Source organism: Chthoniobacter flavus Ellin428, assembly GCF_000173075.1.
In the GTDB taxonomy this organism is placed as follows: domain Bacteria; phylum Verrucomicrobiota; class Verrucomicrobiia; order Chthoniobacterales; family Chthoniobacteraceae; genus Chthoniobacter; species Chthoniobacter flavus.
The window spans coordinates 1-26,521 of the sequence record NZ_ABVL01000028.1; the positions used below are offsets into that span (position 1 = coordinate 1).

General features: G+C 60.4%; 23 protein-coding genes. 6 read left to right on the plus strand and 17 right to left on the minus strand.

Annotated elements, in window-relative coordinates; genetic code table 11:
• On the minus strand, nt 1-337 hold a 337-nt coding region (locus CFE428DRAFT_RS27685), incomplete at its 3' end, for a DUF2182 domain-containing protein (RefSeq protein ID WP_042725963.1).
• A gap of 176 nt (nt 338-513) precedes the next feature.
• Between CFE428DRAFT_RS27685 and CFE428DRAFT_RS27690 the strand changes: the two genes are divergently transcribed.
• Nucleotides 514-774 (plus strand): hypothetical protein, encoded by a 261-nt coding sequence (locus CFE428DRAFT_RS27690; RefSeq protein WP_006983011.1) that lies wholly within the window; start codon nt 514-516, stop codon nt 772-774.
• 472 nt (nt 775-1,246) lie between these two features.
• The gene (locus tag CFE428DRAFT_RS27695) at nt 1,247-1,531 is read left to right on the plus strand and encodes a hypothetical protein (protein ID WP_006983012.1); all 285 of its coding nucleotides are present in this window, start codon (nt 1,247-1,249) and stop codon (nt 1,529-1,531) included.
• A gap of 542 nt (nt 1,532-2,073) precedes the next feature.
• Here the strand turns inward: CFE428DRAFT_RS27695 and CFE428DRAFT_RS27700 are convergent.
• Genes CFE428DRAFT_RS27700 through CFE428DRAFT_RS27710 form a run of 3 tightly spaced genes read right to left on the minus strand, consistent with a single transcriptional unit; the run spans nt 2,074 to nt 3,459 of the window.
• Nucleotides 2,074-2,559 carry a hypothetical protein gene (locus CFE428DRAFT_RS27700; RefSeq protein WP_006983013.1) on the minus strand — a complete coding sequence of 162 codons (486 nt, stop codon included), beginning with the start codon at nt 2,557-2,559 and terminating at the stop codon, nt 2,074-2,076.
• A gap of 7 nt (nt 2,560-2,566) precedes the next feature.
• Entirely contained in the window at nt 2,567-3,004 is a 438-nt protein-coding gene (locus CFE428DRAFT_RS27705; protein ID WP_006983014.1) for a hypothetical protein, read from the minus strand.
• Between the two features lie 5 nt (nt 3,005-3,009).
• Complete coding sequence (locus CFE428DRAFT_RS27710) at nt 3,010-3,459, minus strand: hypothetical protein (protein ID WP_006983015.1); 450 nt, start codon at nt 3,457-3,459, stop codon at nt 3,010-3,012.
• A gap of 853 nt (nt 3,460-4,312) precedes the next feature.
• Here CFE428DRAFT_RS27710 and CFE428DRAFT_RS27725 point away from each other — a divergent pair.
• Nucleotides 4,313-4,903, plus strand: a complete 591-nt coding sequence (locus CFE428DRAFT_RS27725; RefSeq protein ID WP_006983017.1) for a hypothetical protein — start codon at nt 4,313-4,315, stop codon at nt 4,901-4,903.
• 236 nt (nt 4,904-5,139) lie between these two features.
• Here CFE428DRAFT_RS27725 and CFE428DRAFT_RS27730 read toward each other — a convergent pair whose 3' ends face one another.
• Nucleotides 5,140-5,871, minus strand: a complete 732-nt coding sequence (locus tag CFE428DRAFT_RS27730; protein ID WP_006983018.1) for a hypothetical protein — start codon at nt 5,869-5,871, stop codon at nt 5,140-5,142.
• 482 nt (nt 5,872-6,353) lie between these two features.
• Here CFE428DRAFT_RS27730 and CFE428DRAFT_RS27735 point away from each other — a divergent pair, with 482 nt between their 5' ends.
• From CFE428DRAFT_RS27735 to CFE428DRAFT_RS27750, 3 genes are all read left to right on the plus strand, one after another.
• Nucleotides 6,354-6,794, plus strand: coding sequence for a hypothetical protein (locus CFE428DRAFT_RS27735; RefSeq protein WP_006983019.1), 441 nt, complete (start codon nt 6,354-6,356; stop codon nt 6,792-6,794).
• A 278-nt stretch (nt 6,795-7,072) separates the two neighbouring features.
• Nucleotides 7,073-7,438, plus strand: coding sequence for a hypothetical protein (locus tag CFE428DRAFT_RS27740; protein WP_042725952.1), 366 nt, complete (start codon nt 7,073-7,075; stop codon nt 7,436-7,438).
• 494 nt (nt 7,439-7,932) lie between these two features.
• The gene (locus CFE428DRAFT_RS27750; RefSeq protein ID WP_006983021.1) at nt 7,933-8,226 is read left to right on the plus strand and encodes a hypothetical protein; all 294 of its coding nucleotides are present in this window, start codon (nt 7,933-7,935) and stop codon (nt 8,224-8,226) included.
• Nucleotides 8,227-8,771: 545 nt separating this feature from the next.
• Here the strand turns inward: CFE428DRAFT_RS27750 and CFE428DRAFT_RS27755 are convergent.
• From CFE428DRAFT_RS27755 to CFE428DRAFT_RS27810, 12 genes are all read right to left on the minus strand, one after another.
• Entirely contained in the window at nt 8,772-9,080 is a 309-nt protein-coding gene (locus tag CFE428DRAFT_RS27755; protein ID WP_006983022.1) for a hypothetical protein, read from the minus strand.
• 61 nt (nt 9,081-9,141) lie between these two features.
• The gene (locus CFE428DRAFT_RS27760; RefSeq protein ID WP_006983023.1) at nt 9,142-9,957 is read right to left on the minus strand and encodes a hypothetical protein; all 816 of its coding nucleotides are present in this window, start codon (nt 9,955-9,957) and stop codon (nt 9,142-9,144) included.
• Nucleotides 9,958-10,010: 53 nt separating this feature from the next.
• Nucleotides 10,011-10,502 (minus strand): hypothetical protein, encoded by a 492-nt coding sequence (locus CFE428DRAFT_RS27765; protein ID WP_006983024.1) that lies wholly within the window; start codon nt 10,500-10,502, stop codon nt 10,011-10,013.
• Between the two features lie 126 nt (nt 10,503-10,628).
• Complete coding sequence (locus CFE428DRAFT_RS27770) at nt 10,629-10,967, minus strand: hypothetical protein (RefSeq protein ID WP_042725954.1); 339 nt, start codon at nt 10,965-10,967, stop codon at nt 10,629-10,631.
• A 20-nt stretch (nt 10,968-10,987) separates the two neighbouring features.
• On the minus strand, nt 10,988-11,359 hold the full coding sequence (locus CFE428DRAFT_RS27775; protein WP_006983025.1) for a hypothetical protein: 372 nt from the start codon (nt 11,357-11,359) through the stop codon (nt 10,988-10,990).
• A complete protein-coding gene (locus tag CFE428DRAFT_RS27780) occupies nt 11,356-14,736 on the minus strand; it encodes a hypothetical protein (protein ID WP_006983026.1) in 3,381 nt (1,126 codons plus the stop codon). The genes CFE428DRAFT_RS27775 and CFE428DRAFT_RS27780 overlap by 4 nt, the downstream gene beginning before the upstream one ends.
• 548 nt (nt 14,737-15,284) lie before the next feature.
• Entirely contained in the window at nt 15,285-16,772 is a 1,488-nt protein-coding gene (gene ltrA / locus CFE428DRAFT_RS27785) for a group II intron reverse transcriptase/maturase (RefSeq protein WP_006983027.1), read from the minus strand.
• A 433-nt stretch (nt 16,773-17,205) separates the two neighbouring features.
• Nucleotides 17,206-17,637 (minus strand): hypothetical protein, encoded by a 432-nt coding sequence (locus tag CFE428DRAFT_RS27790; RefSeq protein ID WP_006983028.1) that lies wholly within the window; start codon nt 17,635-17,637, stop codon nt 17,206-17,208.
• Between the two features lie 193 nt (nt 17,638-17,830).
• The gene (locus CFE428DRAFT_RS27795) at nt 17,831-18,097 is read right to left on the minus strand and encodes a hypothetical protein (protein ID WP_006983029.1); all 267 of its coding nucleotides are present in this window, start codon (nt 18,095-18,097) and stop codon (nt 17,831-17,833) included.
• Nucleotides 18,094-19,737, minus strand: coding sequence for a hypothetical protein (locus CFE428DRAFT_RS27800; RefSeq protein WP_006983030.1), 1,644 nt, complete (start codon nt 19,735-19,737; stop codon nt 18,094-18,096). The genes CFE428DRAFT_RS27795 and CFE428DRAFT_RS27800 overlap by 4 nt, the downstream gene beginning before the upstream one ends.
• A 571-nt stretch (nt 19,738-20,308) precedes the next feature.
• Complete coding sequence (locus CFE428DRAFT_RS27805) at nt 20,309-21,031, minus strand: hypothetical protein (RefSeq protein ID WP_006983031.1); 723 nt, start codon at nt 21,029-21,031, stop codon at nt 20,309-20,311.
• 39 nt (nt 21,032-21,070) lie between these two features.
• The gene (locus CFE428DRAFT_RS27810) at nt 21,071-25,882 is read right to left on the minus strand and encodes a hypothetical protein (RefSeq protein ID WP_006983032.1); all 4,812 of its coding nucleotides are present in this window, start codon (nt 25,880-25,882) and stop codon (nt 21,071-21,073) included.
• Nucleotides 25,883-26,521: the final 639 nt, after the last annotated feature.

Here is a 26,521-nt window from a genome sequence, read left to right on the forward strand (position 1 = left end):
TCCATTGGAAGATGCCGGTGACCATGAGCAGCAATCCGCTCAGGATCGTGCTGTTGCTCTTCATCACCGGCGAGAGCAATGCGGCCCCATGCAACCCCCACTGCGCGAGCGCGGCGATCAAGCTGAACCCGCACCAGACGATGAGATAACCAAGAACGAAAAGCCCGGTCGGCACGAAGGGCCGCTCCTGCTCGCGGCGCTGACGATTGACCCGCGCAAACGTCAGGATCATCGGGGTGGCGGAAGGGATCATCATCGCCACCATCATCTCCGCCCACATGAGAAACAGCGGCACGATGGCGAATGGCGACCACGGCTGGGTATCGGGTCCCGACATCGCTATCCCGGCGCACTGGCAAATCCCGGTCTGCGCGACCGTGCCGAAAAGATTTTCAAGGAAGCCGGTGCCGAAGATATTAGCACGGTAGCGGAAGCGAGTGTTCCAAACACTTAGGGAAAACAGCTTATTCCCACAGATAAGATCATCAAACCCCTAACCCGCGATTCGAGGATATGAGCCGTCCGCGTATTGACATCCAAGTTCCTGACCAACCGTTCACCACGCACACGTTGGAAGAACGCTATCCCCATTTGAGTCACACCTTGATTCACAAGCGAGTAAAGGAGTGGCTCAGCGGAGGCAAAGTGAAATGCATTGGCAAGCAGCAACAGGAAATCGCCCAGCAAAAAGCTTGGTTCCTTTATGAGCCGGTCTGCGGTTCCCGCAGCCCGGAGTCGCGTGCGGACCAGCTCATCGCTGCTGGTCACAATTAGCGCCGGAAGCCGGCTCTTCCTGCACTATCGAGCGATGGGAGTGATGCCTGGCCGGTCCGGATGCGTCATCCGGTCCCCCGATGCGATCGCGGCCGGGCCGTGAGCTGATTCCGCCGGGCGCAAAAGGGAGTGGCCACTGGGAGCGTGCGCTGAAAAACGGGACCGCCGCCCCACCGCTGAAACAGAGTTTCGCCGAAGGAGTGCATGACCAAAGCCTCACTTTGGTAACGAGGAGAAAACGAGGAAGGAGAATCACTCGGCCTATGACATCCAATCGCAGCGACGCTGCCCTCCTCCGACTGTCGCCCGCGGCCGACCAGCCTCCACTGGCCCGTTTTTGTCTTGCGGTCAGAGAAATGCTGGTGTCGGCTGTCGGGCTGCGGCCAGTAGACCCGAGACGATATGCCGATCATTTTCCCTTCTCCCGGTCGGTTCAATAAGATGTTAGACTACTCGACCACGCACCCTTGACATGAGCATTCTCAAATGGTTCGAGCGGAAGTTATTCACGGGTGAGGTCGTGCAAGATTACGGCAACCTTCGTGACGAGCGCACTGGCGTTGCGCGGCTTCGCACGTCCATACTACTCTGCCGCCGGAAGGGGAAGCTGCAGTTGGTCGTTCGGAGCGTTGGCACTGCGCCACTCGGAGCCAGCGCACAGTATGCGATGATTGATGTGACGCCACAAACGCTCCAGAGGCTCGGAGAGATTGTTTCAGATGCAAAAACACAATTGGAGAAGGAGCATGTGGCCTAAGCAAGCGCTGCAACGAATTGTCGCCACGTATCCTCCTCGACCTACATTGCACGCCTCCGGCATTTTGGGGAGGCGCTATCGCATGGGCAGTCCTCCGGGCCGTCATGCCTGCTGCCCCCCGAAAAACCCACCGCGCAGCAGTCAGGGCTCGCCCACGGACCGGGCTCCGCTTATCCCGTACACCGCCGCCTCGGCCGTCCCTCCGCAGTCGCCGAGCTTAAGGTCGTTAGGCGACTATGACACCTGATCGCGAATCCCTCATTCGCTTGCTTGCTGTGCACTGCATCGCTGGGGTGCTGTTTAGCCCGATCGAGTAACTCGACCGAACGTTTTTTCCGGCGCACTGGCGATATAATTAGTTGACGTCGTTATTGGGGTTATCGGTTATCGGGACCAAAACTGTCAAGAGTTGACCCCGTCTTACCGTCTCGTTGCCGCTCCCCTCCGCAAAGAAATCAAGGCGAACAATCCCACGAAAAGCCCCGCTCCCAGACAAGCCAGCCCGGCAATGACTTTAATCGTTCGCATGGTTTTTTCCACTTTCACTTCCAAGCCGATTCGTCGGGTCCATACGGCTCGTATTCCTGGAGAAAGGCGGTAAATGCCTGCCTGACCTCGGCCAGCGTGCGATGCATCCCGTCGCGAGCGAGCGCATATTCATCCTCCAGGGTCACGAGTCGGAAATAGATCTCCTCCGGAAAACGCCCACCGCCGGCCATATGATAGAGACGAACCACTAACGGCTCCCAGTTGGCCGCGGACGAGGAAATGAAATGCGCCGCAGCCCCAAGGAGCATTCGCACCGGCAATCCCGAGGTCACCTGTCCGGGCACATCGTGGAGGAGATCCGCCACCCGGCTGGCGGGCTGGGCAGCAGCGAGGCAAAGTTCAATGAACGCGATATGCGGCGAGGTCTCGGCGCCCACGATCGAATCCGCCCAGCGCACCACCTCTGCAGGTTCGCGAAGACCCGCCAGCAGGCTGAGTCGATAGAACTCCCCCAGGTCTTTGCGGGTGGGTTCCATCATGCTCGCTTCACTTTCCACTTTGCCCCGGCCCTCCGGCCTCGCCCTGCGGACTGCCCGGCCACGGCGGGGTCGTTTGTCTCGTTCCACCCGGCTCACCCTCCACTTTCATCCCGACGCTCGCGTTCTGATTGGTCGCAACGGTCAAGAGGCCATTCATGGAACCGATATCGCAGGTGCCGCGATTGTTCTTGAAGAGGATGAATGACGTTTTGGTCCCCGGAATGGAAACCTCGTATTGCCCGTACGGCAGCAGCTTCGACTCACCTTTGCGCAACTCATATTGCTGGCCGCCATGACTCCCCTCCAGACTCACGATCCAGATCCGCGGGTAGTCATGATTGGAGATTGCGCCGTAGGGATGAGCCATCCCCCAGACCGCATCGCTGGCCGCCGCGACCAGGAAACACAGCAAAGCACCCAAGGCGATGTGCAGGAACGTGCGCATGAATCCTACTGGCCCCCTGCTTTTTTAAGCTGCCGGATCCGCTCGTCGATGGTCACAAAAAGTTTTCCGAGGCGCGCCGGGTATTCGACTTCCAACTCATTCCACCAATCTGCAGACCGGAGTAATAACGACATCGTGTCGCCGAGAGTGGGCAAAAAGATTTTCATTTCAAACTCTGGCGATAGCACGCGGTTGATCGATTGGAGAATCAACTCAGGATCCATTCCCTCGAGAATGTCCACGTAATACGTTCCCTCTCCTTTCTCGACCGCAAAACGACTCTCGTCGAATGCCCGAAATCGCCAATACCCATTGGGCAGGTGCCGCTGCACTGACCGGAGGATAGCTTCGCCATCGTCTCGACTATCGACAACCACGCAATATTCGTGACGCCCGAATGCTCTCAGCGCGCCACCACCATCCACTAACACCCGCTCAAATTCCTGAAGTTTCATCGAGAGCTGATTGTTTGGAAGCCCATCCTTTCCCAAAAGCGGACTGTGATTCGAACTTTTCCTTGGTCAGCAAACCAATGAAGGTCTGAGCGATATCGAATCATGTGCAGCTATTCCGGCTTCGTAGTCATCGGATGGGCGCTGGGTTGGACCGCCGCTCAAGGATGGCGCGGCAACGCGCGAGACCCAACGTCGGCAAGGCCAGCACCGCGAAGACCCCTGCTCCCAAGGCAAACTGCACTCCTTCCGAAATCCGCCGCTGCCGCTCCAACTCCACGAAAGTCTCCGGCGAGGGCCGCTCCTTCGCGGCGTACATGGCCCGAGTCAGATCCAAGCGTAGAATGCACGTCTCCGAGGCAGACCAAATCGCCACGAAGAACTCAGCGCCAAGAGAAATGACCACGATCGGCTTCACCCACCGAACGTCTCACTGAACGGACCGGAAAGGGAGAAAAAAAGGGCTACCACGGAGTCCGTTTTCGCCGGTTCACCCTTCATCCTTCTCGTGCCCAAGCTCCAGCTTGGACACGCCCGTTTCTCGGAAGCTCCCGCTTCCCTTCCCGTCCGCGGCCCCCGACTGAGGTGGATGACGATCTCCGAGCGCGATGGCAAATACCCACACGCCGGAGGCGTCCATCTTGTTGCGCTCGTGCCCAAACTCAGGAGTTTCCCTCTCGTTCCCAAAGCGCTTCGCTAACTTTGGGAACGAGGTCAATGGCCCCGTTCGACTAACCGGAAACGCGAGGTATTGGAGCAACGGCGACTGGAATTGCGACGAACATCCGCCTTTTAACCGCCGCCAAAGGGTGTTTCCCTATCCGGCAGGACAATAAAAACCGATTGAATACCATTTATGACATCATACTTAAGAGTAGTCTTCCTCGCGATGTTGGGGATGGCTTTAGCTCCTGAGCTATTTGCAGAACCAACGGGTATTTCCGTCACTCCGATGGACAGATTGCTGGAGAAGCCCGAGAGCTTTAATGGACAGCGAGTCAGAACAGTAGGATACGCATTATTTCCGGCGCGTAATCAGTCATATCTCTTCGTAAGCAATGAGACCGGCGACAGGATGATTCTTACCTCCGCTATTTGCATTGAATATCCAGCGGCGGCATGGGAGAAAATTAAAGATTACAGGCCGGGTTGGGTTGAAATCTCCGGTCTCTTCCATGCGACGCCTCCAGGCGTTGTCAGCACTGCGGGTACGTCTTGTACGATTTCTATTGACGATCAATTCGCCATCGCCCCAGTCCTCTCCTACCACGAAACGGAGCGGGAGAAGCTTGTCATCAACATCGCTCGTCTGAGTGCAATCCTCGATGCCGCCAAAACGCCAAAAGCGCATCCTTCTGAGGAAGAACTCGAATTGCAGCTAAAACGGAGCGTTTTGAGATTGCGGCGATATGACCTAACTGGGAAGGTTCCTATGGACGGGGAGTAACGGTTCTCCTCGTCCCCACGCTCCAGCTTGGGAATGTCCCTATCCTGGATGCTCCCGCATCCTTGGAACGGACCGACGAAGCTGAAGCTTCGCAGAAAGGTGCGTCCCCAAGCATGGAGCTTGGGAACGAGAGTACCAAGTGCTACCCATTACCTCCTCCGTCGTGATAAACGATATTTTTGGGATATCCCTCCGGCTCCAAGGGGGACAGCAATCCGCATCACTGTAAGGATGACCTACTTCGCTTTCGCCTCGCCCACACCCGTCACTTCGGCCTTGAGGATGAAGAACTGGATTTGGTTGCTCCCCTCCGGTCCGCGAAACTCGGCCAGCAGTACCCGTTTGCCGGTGGTGACGGTCAGGCTCGTCGTCGTCTTTGCCGTGTAGAATCGTGGTTGTTTGATTTCCCAATCATGACCATTCGCATCGCGCCCGCTGGCGACAGCCACCGTATCGAGCAGGCGCACGTATTGCGGCACGATGTTCAGGTCGATGGTCTTGCCATCCGGTCCTATGACGGGCTCAACCTCCAGCGTGGCCCCGGTATTGCGCGTCTCGAACCCCGTGGGCACCGGCGCACCGCCGGCCGAGAGTTGAGGAGGTTCCGGCGGGGCTGGCTTTTCTGGTCCGCCATGGGATGCGGATGCCGCAGGCGGGCGCGGACCATACTCGCTTGCGTAACGGACTTCCTGGATGTCCTCGGTCACCGCGCGCTGGCCCGATTTCGTCACGACCTCCGGCCAGCCGAGGAGCGTGGCTTTGTCCTCCGCGATCATCTTTTGAATTTGGCTGAATGCACCGTCGATGCTGCCGGCGTCCCGCAGGTTCGGGAGTAGCGGCAACCCTTTGCCCAAGGGCATCGAAACCATTTGGACTTCGACGCGCACGCCCGGCGCTTCCGGGACTTGCGCGAAGGTGGAAAGAGCGGCGAGGCTCAGGACGGTGAGGATTGGGAGGGGGGATTTCATGGTGGTCAAGTTGGAGGATGGCAGCAAAGCAACGCGCTGGAAGTCCTTTCCGCGCGCGCGTGGTTCGAGCGAGCTCTCCCCTCGTGCCCAAGCTCCAGCTTGGACACGCCCGTGTCCCGGAAGCTCCCGCTTCCCTTCCCGTCCGTGGCCCCCGACCGAGGTGGATCGCGATCTCCGAGCGCGATGGCAAATACCCACACGCCGGAGGCGTCCATCTTGTTGCGCTCTCTCTCCCCATGCCCAAACTCAGGAGTTTGGGCACGAGAGAACGAGGAATCAGTCGGCAGATGACACCCAATCGAAGCGACGCTGCCCTACTCCGACTGCCGTCCGCGGCCGACCAGCCTCCACTGGCCTGCTTTCGACTTGCGGTCGGAGAGATGTTGGTGTCGGCTGTCGGGCTGCGGCCAGTAGACCCGAGACGATATGCCGATCATTTTCCCCCCTCCCGGTCGGTCCGATAACATGTTAGGCGCTTTCCCATGTCACGCATTTTGATTCCAGCTTTATGCGGCCTAGTCGGCGGCCTCATTGCCGTCGCCGCCGGGCTTTTCTATTTCTATCGCACCTTGCCCGCGAGTGGCTACTTGCAGATTTCACGAGGCGACGGAGGCCCCGAGCTATCCAAGGATGTTGAGGTGCTTGAGCACGCCTCAAGACCGCAAGGTCTATACGTCCGCTTCAAGAACACAGGATCGAAACCCATCGAGATGGCTCACTTCCGAGTCCGCAGCTACAAGGACGGCAAGCTCTGGGCAGAGTTTGAGGAGACCATCTACTCCGAGACAAGTCCCGGAATGGAGCAGGAAGGCATTCTCAAGCTCCGCGACTACCGCGACGGCAGCAAGACCTTCGACCTTTCCGATTGCCGCATCGAGGTTACGGTTCTTTATGGTTATGTTGTATCCACCAAACGCGCCTAACCCTGCGCTGCCGTTTCGACAAGCTCCCGTTTCGACAAGCTCCCGTTTCGACAAGCTCAAGGTCCCGAGCCTGCCGAGGGAAAGGTCCCGAGCCCGCCGAAGGAAAGGTCCCGAGCCCGCCGAAGGAAAGGTCCCGAGCCTACCGAGGGAAAGGTCCTGAGTTTATCGAAGGACAGCAAACGGGCCGGGAACTCGCTTCTGCGTTCGACGCGCTCACCGGCCCGTCTCCCGCGACTGCGGGATTGGGGTCGTTAAGCCAGGAACCATAGCCCCAAGCCATGAAAACAAGTGACACTCCCCTTCATGAGCGCCATCCCACGAATGCGGACATTCTTAGGCGGGCGGCGGCGGTGGCTTCTTCATTTCGCAAGATCTTCTGGATGGCGGCCGCACTCTTGTGTGCCGGCACGCTGCTCTATGCCTGGAAAGACCACAGTTGGGGCGCGCTTTTCATGGCATTAGTGGGTGCCCCGTTGGCAAATTTGATCCTGATCATTTTGGGGGTCATCGGGGCGGTAATCCTCCGGTGGAAGCACCCATCCATCCCAGCCGTCGATTTGTTCCCGACCATCATCGTCGCTCCGTTGTTGTCGGCCATCATCAACCTGGTCGCCACATTTTTGATGCCTCTCCACGGATGCTGACTCATTTTGGGCACGAGGGAACCAGAAAGGAGAATCAGTCGGCCTATGACATCCAATCGAAGCGCCGCTGCCCTACTCCGACTGCCACTCGCGGCCGGCCAGCCTCCACTGGCCCGCTTTTGCCTTGCGGTCAGAGAGCTGTTGGTGTCGGCTGTCGGGCTGCACCGCGTTTGGCGCTGTGATTACATCAACCGCAAACCCCAAGGACTTGGCTTTGACAGCTAACTCCCAAATTAACGAAGCGCCTATCCAAGCGCTGCAACGAATTGTCGCCATGTTTCCGCCTCGACCTGCAATGAGTGCCTCCGGCGTTTTGGCGAGGCGCGTGCGCGCGGGCAGTGCTCCGGCTGTCACGCCTGCTGCTTCCCGAACAATCCACCCTGCAGTAGTCAGGGCTCGCCCATGGACCGACCTCCGCTTGTCCCGTACACCGCCGCCTCGGCCATCCTTTCGGAGCCGCTGAGTTTGGCGGCGTTAGGCAACTTCGCACGCGTATGACCCAAGACGGCATCGAAATCCACTTCGACGAGAAAAATGGCTACCTGGAGCTCGCCTGTGAGCCCGATGCGTTTGCCGCCTACCGCAACGTCGCTCGCGAACACCTCAAGGACTTCCCGGGCATTCCAATCCACAAAATCGTCGAAATCAACATCGTCGACACAGCTACCTTCGTTGGCCGCCGTGGGACCGCAAAGCGGCGTATTGGTAACTTGTTCTTCGGCTTCGTTGCCACCGTCATTCTCGCTCTTGCTCTCATCGGAGCGTATGCACTCATCAGGCGACTATGACACCTGATCGAGAATCCCTCATTCGCTTGCTTGTTGTGCTCTGCATCGCAGGACTCTATGTCGGCGGGTATCTTGCGTCAGTTTCACGAGTGCAGATCCGCTTCGGAAATTCCAGCGGTCCGCTGGTCGCCTTCTATGCTCATCCCTGGCAGGGGGTGCTGTTTAGCCCCATCGAGCAACTCGACCGAACGTTTTTTCCGGCGCACTGGCGACATGATCAATGGCAGCGGGCAAACACGGCAATCCCATGAGAACGTCGCCTGGCCATGCGTTGCAGGCAGGTGGTTAAGCCAATAGGTTAGTTATCAACGCATTGTTTTTGGGAGATTCTTCGGGGGGATGATGGGTGCGGAGCCCATGGTCCCGTCCGCCTCCGCGGCAGTCGCCTAACTTCCTCACGCCCTTTTCCTCGTCCCCAAGCTCCAGCTTGGGAATGTCCCTGTCTTGGATGCTATCGCATCCTGGAACGGCGGCCCGACGAAGCTGGAGCTTTGCAGAAAGGTGCGTTCCCAAGCATGGAGCTTGGGAACGAGAGTAAACGCGCCTTACCAGTAAATTGCCCCGTAATTCAACGTCCCGCAGTTCTGGCAGATTGTTCCGTCCATCCAGTCTGAGGGAGTTAGTTCGAAACACTCGACGCAGGTTTTGAAATATCGCGGGTCATCGAGCAGTCCATCGATCGCTACCTGGATTTCCTCCGGACCGCTATCTGCGGGCAAACTCGTGACCCCGACCCACACGCCGTGACAGATGTTCCCCCACCGACCCCAGGGAATCTCCATAACCGAGAATTGGATTCGGTCGGCATGGCGTTCCACCTTGATAAATTCCTTGGTGAGTTCCTGGCGAGTCATTGGTTTTCAGATTCTTCGCTCATAGCCGCGCAAGGAAAAGGGGGAACAAAACGAAACACTTCTACGGCTTGTTTCTCATTTCAATCCGCAAATCTTTTAATTGAGGGCGGATCCTCGTGCCCGTGCCCACATTCATCCCCAAGTCATTCATTCTTTGCCAAATATGGGGTGCGTCTCGCAGGATAGCTTCGAGTTCCTTCAGCGTCTTCTTCGGCAAGTCGTGATCCATTTCCAGCATGGCGATGAATCTTTCATCCGTCCAATTCGAGAAAAAGGGAGAGTTTCGTTCGGCGATTTTTTTCGCACGAGCTTCCATTCGTCTCAGGAGATCCCAATCATCGAATATCTTCTGAACCTCCGGAGGGGTCGTTGTCTCTTGGCTAGCCCGACGTTGTTTCTCCCGTTGCTCCATGTCCCAGTGCCAGCCTTCCACCGTGGGCCATACCCGGGTATTGGCGGGCAGACGAAACAGGTAAGTGCATTCAAGAGAGCCTGGCGGCCCGACCACCTGCGGCGCCGCCGGCAAGATGAGAGTCGTCGTCGGCGCCTGGATTTCATAGATCCGCGGTGGGTCTTTCCGAGTGATTACTTGCGCATGAGTTCCGGCAAGAAAATCGCATTCCACGCGAAGGAAATCGACACCCTCGCAAATTCGAATGGTTAGGACCAAATCTCCCGGGTCTTTGTCCACATCATTCATCCCTTCCTTGGCCGGAAGAAATTCTCCGCGTATCCCTCCGCGCATCGGTTTGTCCCAGCCGGGTTCCTTCAGCCAGGCGGGCTCGTCAAGCTCGTCTAATTTCTGGAGCTCGCTTTCATCCATCTCGTTGAAGTCGATATCCCCGATCTTCGCATATTTCGGATCGTATTTATTCATGGGGCTAATGGAACATTTTGAGGCACCAGTTCCGGCTGGAAACTCGTGGTCGCCTACCCTTGTTCGCTCCGTTTCCGTGCTTCCTCGAGGGCTTTTCTCCCCCGTTCCAAGCGTTCCGGGGTCATGACGGGGTACGGGAAGCGCGCGATTTTTTCCAGATCCTTTTGCCACTTATCAATGTAGGCGTGCACCTGCGTGCCGGCGGGCAAGTGAATCACCCACTGGCGGACGTCTCCCACGGGAATGATGACCTCTCCCTCGGGGGCGGAGATATTGTATCTGGGCGCCCCCTCTTCGGCTGCCTGGATCTGGGCTTCCGTGCCCGTTTTGAAGCGATATTTCACTTCGATCGTCTTGATCGCGCCGTAGACCCCTAAATCCAAAGGAAACGTCCCCGGTCCGACGGGCAGCGGACGAGGTTCTCGAAACCACGGCTCATGCGAGATGAGGTAAGGGTATTCCCATCCATCAGAGAGGTGGTGTCGCAATTTTGTATCAAACTCGGGGAGCTCGTGGTACGGTCGGTTTTCGGATTTTTCGTTCATGGCCACGCGCGGAAGACGGAGAGAAAATACACGCCGGGAAGTTAAGGCACAATCGTTTTAGGATTGATCGCAGCCAGCACTCGCAATCGATCACTTCCGTAACTCCCTTCTTCGCCCCACCAGGTTCTAGCTCAAGGCTTGATCCTTTGGTGGCCAGTGCCAGCCCTCGACGCGCGGCAGCACGGCCGTGCCGGCCGGCAGGCGAAAGATCCACCGGCAAGCGATCCTGTACGGCGATTCGATAATCCTTGCCGTCGTCGGCAGGATGAGAGTCGTTTCCGGTGCACGCAGTTCATAGACTCGCGGTGGGTTATCGCCCGTGATGAGTTGCGCTTGAGTACCCGCCTTAAAAGAGCACTCCAGGCGAATGGAATCGATCGTATCGTCGATGTAGTGAAGTGAAGAGTCGACCCCGAGTTCGCGACCCCGAGTTCGCCCGACGACCCCGAGTTCACCGGTGACCAATGCCGGGCAAGAGTCATCGCTCAGCGCAGACGATTGTAATAGTCCCCTTCATAGTTCCGCTTCACATTTTCTTCGCTATCGAATTCGAAATCCACACGAATTTCCTCCGGCTTTCCCCGGCCAGCTTTCCCCAGCTCTTGATACACAATATTCTTGATTCGCTCAGACAATCCAAATGCTTCTGCCGCTGGAATATCCTTCTGCGATTTATAAAAAACGTAAGCGCGAAAAGCATACTCAGAGCAATCCAGTATGAAGAACTCACGCAGCGGGCTGTCTCGAAAGTGGTCGAGGATTTCTGCACGAACCTCACTCAAGCCCCTGGACCGCCGTTTGATGGCTGCGGAAGCTCTGGCAAAGTCGTCTTCGGAAGGAATATTTTCGGGTTTCATCGGACGGCCTCCCATGTCCATTGGTTTTTCAACTGAAAGTGATATCCGAGATGGCGCAAAAAGTCGACTTCTCTTTCGAAAAATGATCCCCGGCGGGCGCTCTGGGGATCATGAGAAAATAGAATTTCTTTTCCCTGTCGGATCTGCTGTTTTAGAAAAGTTTCGTTGATCATCCAAATCTCGTTCTGCGATAGCCCCTTTGTAACCGCGCCCCAGTTCTCGATCTTGAGATAGCTCGCTCCATAATGAGCCGCCACCTTCGTATAAGTTGTGCCGGTTCGCGAAAAGTGGCCCAATACCAAGGTATCGGAACTCGGATTACGTGTGGCTTGCGCAGCCACATTTTCAAACCAGGCGGCGTTCCTAACAGTGGGGATATTTTTTCCGAGAGACGCCACCGGGGGATTGGGCCCGGAATTCGGAGCTGCCATCTTCGGTCCCTGTCCATTCCCGCCATTGCCGTCAGGAAGCACCGAGACATTCGCCGGAGAAGAAGAGGAATGCGTCTTGGCGTCCGCAGGAGTGGTGTCCGACGAAGTGATATCCGTCTCGGTCGAAGGATCTGCATTTACCCCTTCGGGCGGCGTTTTCGACGCGGCGGAAATGCGTGGTTCAACGCCCGTGGATGCTGCATTCGGAGCGGACTGCGCGGGCGCGCCGGGCGGTGTTCCGCGGGTCTCCCGCGGCGGAGCATCGCCGCCCACGGAACCTGCCAGCCGCGTTTCCGCCTGCGGGACAGTCTGCAGTTTCCCCTGGGCGTCGCGGATGGCCACGTTGGGGTTGGGGGTGTTCGGGAGCGGTCCCGCGGCTAGCGTGCCGGTCCGGCCGTCGCGCGTTTCGATGGGCAGGCCGCGGTGGGCGTCGGTGACTTCGCCCCACGGGCCGGGATTCGCGGGCGTGTTAGGATTCGCTGCTGTCCCACGTGGAACATTTGGCGCGGCGGGGCGGACGTCCGCGGCGTCGAAGAGATGATAGTTCCCGTTGGCGTCCTGGATCGCCGCTCTTTGGGAATTGGCATCGCCCAGGGTGCCGGTGATGCCACTGCGCGATGCGACGCGCGTTCCTTTGTCGGCCTCGGTCACGCCCCACGCACGCTCCGGCCCGGGCGGCGTGGGCGGCGCGGCCATCGCATCCGGGGCGGTCGAGGATTGACCCCGAGGCGCCGCGGGATTAGAAGGCGGGAATGATTGCGAGCTTGTGGAAACTGGCGGGACCGGACCTTCTGATAATGATTGCCCTACTGGTGGGCTTTGTGATGTTAGTCCGCTGGATGCTTTCGAGTCCGCCCCGTAAGGACCAGACTCCGCCCCCGATCCCTCGCGACCGGCCGGTAATTCCGCCCCCGCTCCCCCACGATCCGCCGGGGACGCCGCCGCCGGTCCCTCGTGATCGATGACACTTCTTCCGCCGCGTGCTTTCTGGAGGAAATCCGCGGCGACCGCCCGGAGCGCCTGGGCATAGGGACGGGCCTGCGCCTGTTGCTCCGGGGTGTATCTTCCGCCGGCTCCTTCGGCGATGCCGTCGATGATCGCGACTTGCGGGTGCTGCCCGGTGAGAATGCTTTGCGCGGTGGCTAACTGCTTCTGAAACTGGTAATCACTCGCGGCGCCGTGGGCGGCGAAGATCATCGAATGGACCAAATCATCCAACGTCGGGGCCCGGTTCTCGCCGGCCAATATCTTACCCCCAGCGCCCGCGGCCACATTGACGGCGCTGCCGGTCACCAAGGCTACCGCCGCCCGGGTCAAGGGGGACGCTTCCAGGGGGACGATGTTTTTCAGGATTTTACCAGTGAGTCCTCCGGCGCCGGCGAAAAGCAGCGTGCTCGGCAGCGTCTTCAGCGCTGCAACGAAGCCCGCTTTGGCGGCAGCGGAGTCCGACCCACCGGCGGCTTTGGTCTGGTCTTGCGCCTCCGCACTGGCCGACGCCGCGGTCTGTGTGCCCAAGGTCAGGAGACCGGGAATTCCGCCCATCACGATGCCGGGGGCACTGCCCACCAAGCCACCGACGACATTGGATACGACCCGGGTGCCGGTGGATGGCGTGTCCAGTTGCACCATTTTACCAGAATCGTCCATCACGGGCTCACCACGCAGGGCCGCTTCTTGTTGCTGAGTGCGGCGTTGGAGGGTGGCGATGGCGTTGGTCTGATTGGCGATCTTTTGGAGTCCCACACCGACGGGCAGCAAATTGGGGCCCACGGACACGGCGAAGGGCATGATTTGTTCGGCCCAGTCCGGCAACGCCTTGCTCCATTGCAGCACGCCCTCGATGCTTTTTTCAAAGGTGTGGGAGGTCGTGAGATCGGTTCTCCACAATAAGTTCGAGAGACCGGTAATCCGTTGCGGAGGCGGCGCGGCGGGCGACGGTGGGGCCGTGGGCGCGGGCGGCGATGTGGCGTTTTGCTGCGGAGCGGCCGATTGCGGTTGCGCGGCGTTTGCTGGGGTCTGCGAAGTGATTGGCTGCGATGGCGTTGTGAGCGGCTGCGAAGCTGCCGCTTGATCCGGCGAATCAATGGCCTGCGGCCCCACAGGGGCCGGGCGCGAAGCCGATCCCCGGTCCGGCGAAGCGCTGGTGGGCGGCGACGCGGTGGGCGGCTGCGAAGCCGAACCTCGGTCCGGCGAAGCGCTGGTGGGCGGCCGCGTGGTCGGCGGCTGCGAAGCCGACTGCAGAGCGCTATAAGAGCTGCGCAAGTCATCCAACGTACCGGCGTGATCGCTGATGATCGAAGCCGCGCGGTTGCCGAGATCCGCCAGGCCATTGCGCAGCGCCTGGGACTGCGGCGTGAGCCGCGCCGGACCAAATGGTGAAATCTGATTGGCGCTGGGATCGGCCAGCGCCGCATTGATCCGCGATTGAATCGCGGTGTGCAACGCCGCCGGATCGGCCAGCGCGTCGTCCGGCACGGTGAAGCCGAGATTCAATAGCTTCTGCCGCGTCGCGAGCATCGACTGCCCGGCCACCTGGCGGGCCGATTGGTAATCCCGCTGCGCCGCGGCCACCGGGTCCGCTGGCGACGATGGCAAGGCATCGGGCCCGGCGCCCGGCGACCCGTTCATGAGCGTGAGCGCCGCGCCCGAAGATGCGGACGGCGTAGTTACATATGGTAAAGTAACAAATGAAGACGCTGCATCCGCCGGCGTAGTTACACGCGGCAAAGTTTCAAACGACGGCGCCGTCAGCGGCGCATTCGGAATGTCCGAGGCATCCGGCGCGTCGGGAATGGAGTCATCAGACCAAGGTGTCGTGTAATGATCCAGCCCGCGCTGCGCGAGATCGGAAGCCTTGATCGTGGCATCATCGAGCGTCGGAGCGGTGCTCGTCGGCGGAGCCGCGTCCATGGCCTCGGGATCGGAATCGGAAAAGGGATCGCCCATTCCCCGCGGCCGTTGCTACCCCACCCGCGAGGGTCAAGTGCGAAAACATTATTTGGTGAGCGTAGATCCAGCGCGGAGGCGAACCTCCGGGAAGCGCACGGTTGCCAACCGCCCTATCCCTATTCCACCGGATCTTTAGGACTAAATTTGCCCATGGTATCTTCTTAGCTTCTCCTCTTCTCTATCTCCCGATTGATGGGGCGTTAAACTCCGCATGCGTAACCGGGGCATGCGTAACCGGGGCATGCGTAACCGGGGTCAATGCGTAACCGGGGTCAATGCGTAACCGGGGTAACCGGGGTCAACTCTTCACAGTTCACTGATAGCCACGTCGAAGCGTCTTTCAGCGAAACGCCGTGAAGGGAACAACGCGCTCTCCGCCATATGAAGGCATGGTGGACTAAGTGTTACCAAAGTAGTGTGTAGAGTAGGCGGGAGGAGACGGAGTGAGAGGCTTGAAAGCCCATGACCGCATCCTCCCGCCCCTCATCAAACCGGACAGGCGGTTTTCCCGCATCCGGCTTTCCGAGTTCCTTTGTCCTCGAGCGTCATGAGGCCATGCGGATCGGCATTTCGTAGAGTCCGTAGGTGTCGAAGAGAGTGCGGTTGGTCCAGTGCTTAAATTTGCCAGAGCGATTGCCGTGTTTGCGCCACAGCCATTGCCGAAGCCGATGGGCAACGAAGTCATTCAATTGTCGAAAGCTCCGGTGGTAGTGGGCGAGGGCAAAGTAATTGCCCCAGCCACGGGTCACTTGGTTGATCTCATGCACAGTTTGCCCGGTTACTCTCCAGGTGGTGGATCGTCGTGTTAGTTCACGCACACGGTTCCGGAGAGACTGCTTTGCGGCAGGGCTCGGTTCCGTGTGCACATACGGCGTCCCCTTTTTCGATTGTTGCCAGCGGAAGGTAAAGCCCAGGAACTCAAAGCCACTCTCGCAGCTCTGCACCACCCGGGTCTTGGTTTCGTTCAGGGTTAGCCCTCGACTTTGCAGCCAGCGGGCCAGCCGCTCCTTCATACCCCGACCTTCTCCGGGCCGACAGAGGATCACCAGATCATCCGCATAGCGTATCATCCGTGGTTTCTGTTGGCAGTGGTCATTCACACTATCATCCAAGGGATGAAGGTAAATGTTCGCCAGCAACGGCGAGATGACGCCGCCCTGCGGCGTACCGCAAGGGTTGGCCTTCATGCGCCGTCCCCCGCCTTCCTCTTCTTCAAGGATCGGGGCGCGCAACCATGCTTTGATGAGCTTGAGGATCATCCCGTCGCTCACGCGCCGGGCGACCTGCCGCATCAGCAATCGATGCGGGATCGTGTCGAAGTATTGCGCGAGGTCAGCATCGACCACTTCGGTCTTGCCCATGCGCAATGCTTCCCGGATCTCTTCCACCGCTTGGTGGGCGTTGCGTCCGGGCCGAAAGCCATACGAGCGCGGATGGAAGTCCGCCTCGAAGATTGGCATCAGCACCAGATACACCGCCATTTGCACCACTCGATCTTTCAGCGTTGGTATTCCCAACCCACGATACCCTCCACTGGCTTTGGGGATCTTCACCCGGCGCACCGGCGCAGGCCGATACGTCTTGCCGTGAAGTTCCTCGCGCAGCCCATTCAGCCACGCTGCTTCCACCTGCGCATCGGCGGCCAGTTTCTCGATGGTCACTCCATCGACTCCGGCCGCTCCTGCGTTCGCTTTCACTCGCCGCCATGCTGCTGCCAGCACATCGGCGCGTTGCACTTCTCCATACAGACTCCAAAACCGATATTCCGGTTTGGACTGCGCTTTCCGATACAGGGTGATTTGCAGTTGCCGGACTTTATCGGGTGCTGGTAGCCCTCGCGGGCCGTCACCACGTCCTTCCCTGCTCTTCTCTCCTGCGGAACAAGTGACGTCCCTTCGCTCCTCCGTGGGTTGCCCGAACCAAAGGTCCGGCACGATATCATCGCTACTACGAACGCCTCCGACTTCTGCCACGGCCCGCACCGCCTTCTCCGTCTCCGGAGTTGTGCCGTCGGTTGAGTCTTTACTCGCCATGACAGACCTCCCCGTTTACCCGAGCGTCACTTCCCGACATGTCGCCCACGCAGACCCCGCCGGTCCATTGCCAGAACCCTCGACGGTTGGTCCGGGTTCCAGTTCTGCGGCCTTCGCCCACAATTGAGGGGCTCGGCTGCCGGGAGTACTTTTTCGAGGCTCATTTATGTGGTTCATGTGTTCATTGCGACCTGCCGGTTCGACTCCATGCCTGCTCCCCACCCCGCCTCGCGGCGACGCAGTTGGCACGGTCTGCGGTGCTGAACCGTCTAATTGCACCGACGGGACTTTCACCCGCGCTGACGCCCGCTTCACGGGCGCACCAACTGTGAAGAGTCGACCCCGAGTTCGACTTCCGACCCCGAGTTCGACTTCTCAGGACCGAGACCGTTAACCAAGGCGACCCGCGTAATTGTGCAGGTCGGAACGACCCCTATCTTCCCGATTCCGTCTCGTCCCAATGCCAGGAATCCACATCGAACCAGATGAGAGCGTCGGGGAGCACGTGAATTCTCCAAATGCAGGCTCTTCTCGTCGGCGACTCCAGGACCCGAGGCCTGGTCGACAGGATGAGATCCGTCTCCGGCGCACGCAACTCGTAGACCTTCGGTGGGGCGTCTGCGGTGTATAACTGGGCCTGAACCCCGTCACCTAAATAACAACGCAAGCCAATGAAATCGACGTCTTCGGATATATAAACCTTGAGAACTACATCACCGGGATTTCCGTCTTTTTGCGTCCTTTCCGCTTCCACGCCGAGAGGCATCGGATCTTCCCAGCCAGGCTGATTTTCCCATGGGAGTTTTACCGGAACGCGGCGTTTCATCTTCGGTTCCACCGGTTTTTTGGAAGGCAAATTATCCATCGTGCGAGATAGCCGGGTAACCGGGGTCAATTCTTCACAGTTCACAGATAGCCACGTCGAAGCGTCTTTCAGCGAAACGCCGTGAAGGGAACAACGCGCTCTCCGCCATATAAGGCATGGTGGACTAAGTGTTACCAAAGTAGTGTCAACTGTGAAGAGTCGACCCCGAGTTCGACTACGACCCCGAGTTCGACTACTTCTCCCTCATCTCCTTCTCGTATTGGGCATTGATCGCGGCCAGCGCCGCCTCATATTTCGCCCGCGCCTTTTTTTCCTTTTCGATTTTGTCCGGGTCGTCGGGAAAGGGCCGTTCCTTGTAATATACGGCCGACGCATTCAGCCGAGCATCGGCCCGACGCAATTCTTCCGGGGTTGGCCTTTCTCGGTCAAATGGGCCTTCGAAACGGTCGTCGAGGATGCACTCATCGTCCTGGTCGGACTCGTTTGGCAGAGTGTTCATAGGTCAGTACGTGAGTAAATAGTATTCTCGGGAAATCTCGCTTGCAACTCTTTCATAATCTCATGCGCGAAGATCTGGCTGGACTGCGTTTTGCCGATCTTGTTTGCCGCTCTCTCCGCAAACTGCCGGTTGCGCACCGTGGACATGGCGTCTTTATAATCCTGCACCAGATCTTCGACGCGCGGCCACCCCTTGGCGGGTCGTTGCAGGCGAAAAAGAACCGCGCCACCCTTGGGCGTCGGGCAGACGATGCGGATTTCCTTCAGATTGTATTTCGATGCGAATGCCAGATCTCCCTCTGAGAAAGCATTCCCACAAGGATGATTGTGCGTAAAGATGGTGTTTTCTAACTTCTCTTTTAGCTTGGCCTTATCCTCGTCTTTGAAATCGATGATGTCCTTTTCTCCCGACGTCTTTTCCAGCACCACGCTGCCGTCCGGTCCATAAGCCGTCCCATGCTCGATTGGTTCATTGATCACCTTTGCTTCCTCGACGGTAGCTCGCTGAGGTTCCTCTAGAACTCCCTTTCCTGGCTCCGGTGGCGTTACTCGGTCCAGAGGGTGGGTATAGAAGGTTGTTCGCACGGAATCCCCTAGTTCCTCCTCCTCGGAATTCGTGGATGCCTCGGGCACCGCCAGCCGCGTTTCCGCCTGTGGGACGGTCTGCAGTTTCCCCTGAGCGTCGCGGATGGCGACGTTGGGGTCGGGCGTGTCGGGGAGCGGACCTGCTTCCAGCGTGCCGGTCCGGCCGTCTTGGGTTTCGACGGGCAGGCCGCGGTGGGCGTCGGTGACTTCGCCCCAGGGGCCGGGTTTCGCGGGTGCGGTGTTAGGATTGGCGGACGTGTTAGGAACGGTGGCGCCGCGCTGCGGTGAAGGGGCATCGCCGCCCGCGGCACCCGCGAGGCGCGTGTCGGCCAGTGGGACTTCCCGCAGCGCTCCCTTGGCATCGCGGATGGCCACGTTGGGGTTGGGGATGTTGGGGAGTGGGCCTGCGGCCAGGGTGCCGGTCCGGCCGTCTCGCGTTTCGACGGGCAGGCCGCGATGGGCGTCGGTCACTTCGCCCCACGGGCCGGGATTCGCCGGCGTGTTCGGCTGCGCTGCTGTCCCACGTGGAACATTCGGCGCGGCGGGGCGGACGTCGGCGGAGTCGAAGAGATGATAGTTCCCGTTGGCGTCCTGGATCGCCGCTCTTTGGGAATTGGCATCGCCCAAGGTGCCGGTGATGCCGCTGCGCGATTCGACGCGGGTTCCGCGGTCCGCCTCGGTCACGCCCCAGGGACGCTCCGATGTTACCGATGTTACCGATGTTACCGATGTTACCGGCATGGCCGGGGCCAGCGGCGAGGCTTTTGCGGGCACCGCGCCGGGCGCCGAGGGATCGTGGGAAGAAGGTGCAGGAGACACCGCGCCGCCCTTGGGAGACGTTGTTTCCGCCGCCGGACGAGTGTCCGAGCCCGCGGGTCGTGGTATGAGTTGGGCCGCTGGCGGTGCCCCTGCATTGGAAGGTGTGGAAGCCGGAAGATCGGCGAGCTGGCGCTGGGCCCGGGCGAGGTCGAGGCCGTGCATGGCCACGGCCAGGCTGTTGCCGTCGCGCTTGGCCTGCTCCTGCTGCGCCTGGGCATCGGCGATGCGCTGCCGCAAGGCGGTCGCGGCATCGGGCGTCGGCGCGGAACCACTGGCTGGCGCGGCGGACGGCGTCGCATCCGGATCGGGACTCGACGGCGTATCTTGACGCGACGAGGACGCGGGCGTATCCGAGAGCGATGAACCCGATGTCGAGGCTGACCCAGTGGTGGGCGCAACGTCGCGCGGCCCGGCGGGCGAAGGAAATCGAGGAGCGGAAGGCGCGGGTAAGTGGGGTAAGTGTAAGTGGGGTCAACTCTTCACAGTTGCCAGATAGCCGCGTCGCAGCGTCTTTCCGCGAAACGCCGTGAAGGAAACAACGCACTCTCCGCCATATGAAGGCATGGTGGACTAGGTGTTACCAAAATAGTGTCCACTGCGAAGCGTTGACACCGTTTTCCGGATATTGACCCCGCGTTCCGGATACGTTCACCGTGCCCCGCGCGGTCTTCGCGCTGTGAATATATGTCTGTTGAGTGACCCTTCTTCTCGCCCTAACTCGAGCGGGGCGAGAACTGGAGAACCAGAGGCAAGCAACATCTCAAGCTCCGCGAACCACCTCGTCCGGCAATTCGGATTTCGCGGCGGCCTAACTCTCCAGTCCCAAGGATATTCTCCCAGCCCGAGTCTTCAACGCCTGCATCCTTTGGCGAATGAGTGGGGCGTTTTCCAGGAGCGCCTGGATTTCCTCCGGGGTTCGCTTCGGTAGCGGGTGATGGAAATTCAAGTGATTTTCGAACTCCTCGTCGGTCAGCTTCGAAAATATCGTAGACTCACGGCGCCTGGCGATCTTGTCCGCCCGCTGCTCGAGTCTCCACAGCGCTGAAGCGTCATCGTGGATCTTCTGCACCAGCGGCGGAACGGGCGGCCGAGGCTTCTCACGACGACGTTCCTCCTCGTCCCAGTGCCAGGCGGCCACCTCGAACCGGATGTCGTTGCCGGCAAGAAGGCGAATTTTCCAAGCACAGAAAATTTGTGTCGATGACCGGTAGTGTCGCGGCCGGGTCGACAGAATGAGATCTGTCTCCGGGGCCTGCAGGTCATAGATCTTCGGCGGCTCGTCCTCGGTGTATACCTGCGCCTGAGTCCCTTCGCCCAAAGAGAAACACACGCCCACGAAATCGACGGCGTCGCAGATCCGGATCTTCAGGCCAATGACTTTATCTCCAGAATTTTCAAACCGAAGCGTCGGGTCCACCTCAATGCCATCAACTCGCATGGGCTCTCTCCAGCCGGGCTGGTCATCCCAGGGGAGTTTCCGAGGGATCGGGAGCTCCATTTCGGCTAATTGTTGGGAAAGCCAGTCGTCCATGGTAAGAGACAAGTTTGGGATTGATTGAGACTGTACCATTTATTGGCCGTCCCTCAAGGTTTTCAAGTTCTTTATCTCGGCTACCACTTTGTTTACCTTGTTCCGGAGTCGATTGCCAAACATGCCCTCGTTTAATTGCCGAAGCGCCTTCTCGTAGAAAGCCTTTTGCACATTGTATCGATTCTCGTCCAGCGGCTTGAGGTAACCAAGTTCAGAAGTGTCTTCACTTTCAGCATATTGGGCCAGTTGCCGGACGGCTTCGCCGACTAGGACGCGCCGCTTTTCGGGATCCTTGATGATTTCCGGCCAGGACATTTTCTGGTAATCTGGATGGTTTGGATCGTGAGCCATCTTGTAACTGCGAAAAAGGGTTTCCAAAGTCTGAATCGCTTCCTGTTGCTTTTCCGGGTTCGCTTGCAGTCGGTCGACAGCATCGATGATATCTGCGACTGTCAGATGCTGCTGTAACTTGCGATAGCTGTTCCACTTGACCCCACGGGCTCGCTCTGGCGACCGGAGAAATTCCTGGCTGTCGTCCAGGATATCGATGGCGTGGGTATATTCTTCAGCCGGAGTCGCACGCGCGACGATTTGTGCTACCTCCTCGTTGTCCCTGGATTTTGCCAGCACATGGTCGGACACGTCCTTTTTCGACAAATTGACCTTCACCGGAGAGGAATTCGGGTCATTCGGGTTCCAATTCGAGTTTACCATGGCATTCACTCCGGCATTCGCATCCCGGTTGGGAGTGACCCCCACCTGCTGAAACAACGGATCGTATTCGCTATGCGCGAGGTCGACTTCCTTTGCCACGTGATCAGCAAACCAAGCGTCTTCCGGCTGGTAGAACCGCACATTCTCGAAGTCCTCCAATTGCGGATTTCCTTCGCCTGATTTAAACCAGAATCGATTAGCGCCGTATCCAACTACTGTGCCTTTTCGCCCGTCTCTGGTTTCAATATCCCTGCCGATATCATTCGCCCCGACCTCGCCCCAGCCTTCATCCGGGTCTCTCGGGCCGAGGAGATATGCTCTCTCCTCAAATGTCCCGCTGCTGAGACGATCTCTCAGCGCTTGTCTGGCGGCGGCCGGAGTTTCGAAGGTTGCGGAGATATGGCCATCTGGCTCCACGACGGCCGCTCGATTGCCGGACATTTCCACATGCGGCATCGCCGGGTTGGCCGAGGAAGATGCCTTTCCCGTAGGCTCACTCAAGCGACTCCCACCCACCGACCCTGCCAGCCGCGTTTCCGCCTGCGGGACGGTTTGCAGTTTCCCCTGGACGTCGCGGATGGCGACGTTGGGGTTGGGGGTATTGGGGAGTGGGCCCGCCTCTAGCGTGCCGGTCCGGCCGTCTTGCGTTTCGATGGCCAGGCCGCGGTGGGCGTCGGTGACTTCGCCCCATGGGCCGGGTTTCGCGGGTGCGGTGTTAGGATTGGCGGACGTGTTAGGGACGGTGGCGCTGCTCTCCGGTGAAGGGGCATCGCCGCCCGCGGAACCCGCGAGGCGCGTGTCGGCCAGTGGGACTTCCCGCAAGGTCCCCTGGGCATCGCGGATGGCGACGTTGGGGTTGGGAGTATTGGGGAGTGGGCCCGCGGCCAGGGTGCCGGTCCGGCCGTCTCGCGTTTCGATGGGCAGACCGCGGTGGGCGTCGGTGACTTCGCCCCACGGGCCGGGCTGGGCCGCGGTGTTAGGCTTCGCCGCTGTCCCACGTGGAACATTCGGCGCGGCGGGGCGGACGTCGGCGGCGTCGAAGAGATGATCGTTCCCGTTGGCGTCGCGGATCGCCGCTTTTTGGGAATTGGCATCGCCCAAGGTGCCGGTGATGCCGTTGCGCGATTCGACACGGGTTCCGCGGTCGGCCTCGGTCACGCCCCAGGGGCGCTCCGATGTTACCGATGTTACCGGTATGGCCGGGGCCGGCGGCGAGGCTTTTGCGGTCGCCGCGCCGGGTGCCGCGGGATCGCGGGAAGAAGGTGCAGGAGACACCGCGCCGCCCGTGGGAGACGTTGTTTCCGCCGCTGGACGAGTGTCCGAGCCCGCGGGTTGTGGTATGAGTGGGGCCGCTGGCGGTGCCCCTGCATTGGAAAGTCTGGAAGCCGGAAGAGCGGCGAGCTGGCGCCGGGCCTGGGCGAGGTCGAGGCCGTGCATGGCCACGGCCAGGCTGTTGCCGTCGCGCTTGGCCTGCTCCTGCTGCGCCTGGGCGTCGGCGATGCGCTGCCGCAAGGCGGTCGCGGCATCGGGCGCCGGCGAGGTACCACCGGCCGGCGCGGCGGACGGCGTCGCGTCCGGATCGGGACTCGACGGCGTATCTTGACGCGATGAGGAGGCGGGCGTATCGGAGAGCGATGAACCCGATGTCGAGGCTGGCCCAGTGGTGGGCGCAACGTCGCGCGGCCCGGCGGGCGAAGGAGATCGAGGAGCGGAAGGCGCGGGCGGCGATGATAGCCCAGGCGTTTGGGGGAGAGGCGCGGTTTCGGGCATGGGCGCGCCGGCCGAAGATCCGCCGCGCGGCCCCGAAGTGGGTGTGATTTCGACACTGGTATTGCCGTAGGGTTTTCCTCCGGTGAGCGCCTGTCGCGCGGTGATCTGCGGGTCCGTCCCGAGCGTTTCCCCGCGATCGAGCGCGGCTTTCATTTGCGTCGCGACCGAGTTATAAATCTCCCGCTCGCCGGGGTTGAGGGGGCGGCGCAAGGCCTGCGCGGTGACGGCGTCGACGCCGGGAAAGCGCGCGGCAATTTCCGCGTCGCTCAAGGCGTCGCGACTGCCCAGCCCGTATTGGTCGCGGAGGTAACCGCGCGTCGTGACTTCGCTGGCCACTTCGTGGGGGATGTCATTCACCGTGATCCCGTGGCCGGCCATGATGCCGCCGATGAGCGCGGCCTGGACTGCGCCGGAGAGCGTCTGGCCTTCGTCGGAAAGTCCCAGCGCCCTGGCGCCTTCCTTGATCGTGGTGTCGATGGCCACGTTTGCCGCCGCCCCCTGGGCCACGCGGGCGCCCAGCCCGGCGGCCTTCGTCCCAAAGCTCGCCCCCGCGCGATTCGCCCAATCCTTCCCGAAATTTTCGAAGGACTGGACGACGCCGGGCGAACCTTTCTCGTAGGCGTTGGCCGCGCCACGCAGGCCGCGAGCGGCCAGGCTTTCGCCTTCACCGGCCAGCGCGCTGAGCCCTGTGGCGGCCACGCCGGTCACGGCCTTGGGCAGGCCCGCGCCGAAGCTGATGAGATTGCCGGCCGCATCGTAGTAAGGATGCGCCTCGGCGGCGTCGTTGAACGCCTTCACCGTGTCCGAATACTCGCCGAGTTTGTGCAAAATTTTGTTCGCGCCCCACGAGGCGATGCCGCCGGTGATGGCGCCGCCGATGGCCGCGCCGAGCGGCACGGTGACGACATCGGCCGGCCCGAAGAACGCGCCGATGGCCGCCCCGGCTTCCGCGCCGACGGGCGCGCCGGCGAGAAAGGCCGCGCCGGTGGTGGCGCCGTGGCCGAGGGCCATGAGGCGGCGCGCCACGGGGTTGGTCTCGACGAGCTGTTGCTGCTCCTGCATGGCCTTCTCGGCAGCCTGCGCCTTGGGGAGCAAGGCATTGAATTTATCCTGGTCGATCTGGCCCGCCTGGAAGGCCGCGCGCACGCCGTCGGTGAGACGTTTCGGATCGAAGCTGATCGAGCCATTGGTCTCCAGGCGATAAGGCGCATCCGTGGGCTGAAAGGGCGCGGGTGGCGGGGAGGGCGCGGCGGACGCAGCGGATGGCGTGGGCGCATTCGACGGCGTCACTGCGGTGTTAGTTACCGGGCCGTTGGTTTGGGAGTTATTAGTGGGAGGGTTCTTAGTCAGGGAGTCATTGGCGATCGCGTCCGCGATCCCCTGCCCGGCCCGGAGGTTATCCAGCCCGGCGGAAGAAGAGTGATCCAACCCGGGAATGGCCGGCGCGGGCGACGCCGCCGGCTGCGGCCACGCGGGCGTGGGTAGCGAAGCGCTTGACACGGCGTCCGGCTGGCTCTGCGCCGTAGCCGGCGGCGGCGGCCCTTGCGACGCCGATCCCTGGTCCGGCGTAGCGGTGGCAGGCGGTCCCGCGGCGGCCAGGCGCGAAGTCGACCCCTGGTCCGACGAAGCGGCGGTAGGCGGCCCCGCGGCGGCCAGGCGCGAAGTCGACAGCGCGCTGTAGGAGCGGCGCAAGTCATCCAAAGTATCGGCGTGATCGCTGACGATCGACGCCGCGCGGTTACTGAGGTCCGCGAGGTTATCCCGAAGAAGCTGGGATTGCGGGGTCAGCCGCGTGGGCCCAAACGGTGAAGACTGATTGGCACTGGAATCGGCCAGCGCCGCATTGATCCGCGCCTGGATCGCGCTGTGCAACGCCGCCGGATCGGCCAGCGCATCATCCGGCACGCTGAACCCGAGATAGCCCAGCTTCTGCCGCGTATCGAGCATCGACTGCCCGGCCACCTGCCGCGCCGCCTGGTAATCCTGCTGGGCCCTGGACACCGGATCCGCCGGCGCCGGCGAAGCATCAGGCCCGGAGCTCGACGGCGCGGTGAGCAGCGTGAGCGCCGCGCCCGGATCGGCCGAGGAAGGCGAAGTGATATTCGGCAGAGTCTCGTACGACGGTGCGGCATTCAGCGGCGCATTCGGAATTTTCCAGGCATCCCAAGGATCCGGCGCGGAAGCATCCGGCGCGTCGGGAATGGACTGATCAGCCCACGGCCTCGGCGTATAATAAGTGAGCCCGCGCTGTGCGAGGTCAGACGCCTTGATCGTGGCATCATCGAGCGTCGTGGCGCTGCTCGTCGACGTCGACGTCGGAGCTGCGTCCATGGCCTCGGGATCGGAATCAAAAAAGGAATCGCCCATCCCCCGCCGCCGTTGCTACCCTTCAGGTGAGGGTCAAGCGCGAAAGTAGGAGTTAGCGCATTTTAAATAACACTGCAGTCGCGGCGAATGAAACGCCGAGGGGAAAAGGATGAAGGATGAGGGATGAAGTGAATTGCGCTACGCGGTTTTTGGGAGATCGACACTCGCTATCGGGTAACGTGCTTTTTCATCCTTCCGCCTTCATCCTTCATCCTTCTCTTCCTCTGCTGGCTTCTCTATTTTTCGAGAACCGGCTCCTAAAGCGGCGCAGCTGCGCCGCACTCCAAAACGCAAGGGTCCATGGCCCGCCGTTTCGCATCGTAAAAATAGTTGCCTGGCGAGCGTAGACTCAGCGCGGAGGCGGACCTCCGGGGAGCACACTCGTTTGCTCGGCGCCTCACTTCAGATTCTTAATCTGGCTCTTCGCTGTTTGGAGTGGGTGCCAACGGCTTGGCGTTTGCTCCGCGGTGAAATTATGGCAGTGAGCGCGAAGCGCCCCAACCATCTTCGTCATCCTGAGCGGAGCGGGGAAGCATGGGCGGAGTCCAAGGACCTCCGACTTCCGCGGGTTTTTGTGCGGAGCGTCGGCAAGCTCTCGAAGAAAAAACGTCTTCTCCGGTGAAGCGCGTGAAGAGAAGG

What these genes read in the sequence shown, in the direction of transcription:
- CFE428DRAFT_RS27775 (WP_006983025.1), bottom strand. Translation starts at nt 11,359, where the DNA reads ATGAAACCCGAAAATATTCCTTCCGAAGACGACTTTGCCAGAGCTTCC.
- ltrA (WP_006983027.1), bottom strand. Translation starts at nt 16,772, where the DNA reads ATGGCGAGTAAAGACTCAACCGACGGCACAACTCCGGAGACGGAGAAG.
- CFE428DRAFT_RS27730 (WP_006983018.1), bottom strand. Translation starts at nt 5,871, where the DNA reads ATGAAATCCCCCCTCCCAATCCTCACCGTCCTGAGCCTCGCCGCTCTT.
- CFE428DRAFT_RS27810 (WP_006983032.1), bottom strand. Translation starts at nt 25,882, where the DNA reads ATGGGCGATTCCTTTTTTGATTCCGATCCCGAGGCCATGGACGCAGCT.
- CFE428DRAFT_RS27790 (WP_006983028.1), bottom strand. Translation starts at nt 17,637, where the DNA reads ATGGATAATTTGCCTTCCAAAAAACCGGTGGAACCGAAGATGAAACGC.
- CFE428DRAFT_RS27750 (WP_006983021.1), top strand. Translation starts at nt 7,933, where the DNA reads ATGACCCAAGACGGCATCGAAATCCACTTCGACGAGAAAAATGGCTAC.
- CFE428DRAFT_RS27700 (WP_006983013.1), bottom strand. Translation starts at nt 2,559, where the DNA reads ATGATGGAACCCACCCGCAAAGACCTGGGGGAGTTCTATCGACTCAGC.
- CFE428DRAFT_RS27695 (WP_006983012.1), top strand. Translation starts at nt 1,247, where the DNA reads ATGAGCATTCTCAAATGGTTCGAGCGGAAGTTATTCACGGGTGAGGTC.
- CFE428DRAFT_RS27710 (WP_006983015.1), bottom strand. Translation starts at nt 3,459, where the DNA reads ATGAAACTTCAGGAATTTGAGCGGGTGTTAGTGGATGGTGGTGGCGCG.
- CFE428DRAFT_RS27740 (WP_042725952.1), top strand. Translation starts at nt 7,073, where the DNA reads ATGAAAACAAGTGACACTCCCCTTCATGAGCGCCATCCCACGAATGCG.
- CFE428DRAFT_RS27760 (WP_006983023.1), bottom strand. Translation starts at nt 9,957, where the DNA reads ATGAATAAATACGATCCGAAATATGCGAAGATCGGGGATATCGACTTC.
- CFE428DRAFT_RS27705 (WP_006983014.1), bottom strand. Translation starts at nt 3,004, where the DNA reads ATGCGCACGTTCCTGCACATCGCCTTGGGTGCTTTGCTGTGTTTCCTG.
- CFE428DRAFT_RS27690 (WP_006983011.1), top strand. Translation starts at nt 514, where the DNA reads ATGAGCCGTCCGCGTATTGACATCCAAGTTCCTGACCAACCGTTCACC.
- CFE428DRAFT_RS27755 (WP_006983022.1), bottom strand. Translation starts at nt 9,080, where the DNA reads ATGACTCGCCAGGAACTCACCAAGGAATTTATCAAGGTGGAACGCCAT.
- CFE428DRAFT_RS27725 (WP_006983017.1), top strand. Translation starts at nt 4,313, where the DNA reads ATGACATCATACTTAAGAGTAGTCTTCCTCGCGATGTTGGGGATGGCT.
- CFE428DRAFT_RS27765 (WP_006983024.1), bottom strand. Translation starts at nt 10,502, where the DNA reads ATGAACGAAAAATCCGAAAACCGACCGTACCACGAGCTCCCCGAGTTT.
- CFE428DRAFT_RS27805 (WP_006983031.1), bottom strand. Translation starts at nt 21,031, where the DNA reads ATGGACGACTGGCTTTCCCAACAATTAGCCGAAATGGAGCTCCCGATC.
- CFE428DRAFT_RS27735 (WP_006983019.1), top strand. Translation starts at nt 6,354, where the DNA reads ATGTCACGCATTTTGATTCCAGCTTTATGCGGCCTAGTCGGCGGCCTC.
- CFE428DRAFT_RS27780 (WP_006983026.1), bottom strand. Translation starts at nt 14,736, where the DNA reads ATGGGCGATCCCTTTTCCGATTCCGATCCCGAGGCCATGGACGCGGCT.
- CFE428DRAFT_RS27795 (WP_006983029.1), bottom strand. Translation starts at nt 18,097, where the DNA reads ATGAACACTCTGCCAAACGAGTCCGACCAGGACGATGAGTGCATCCTC.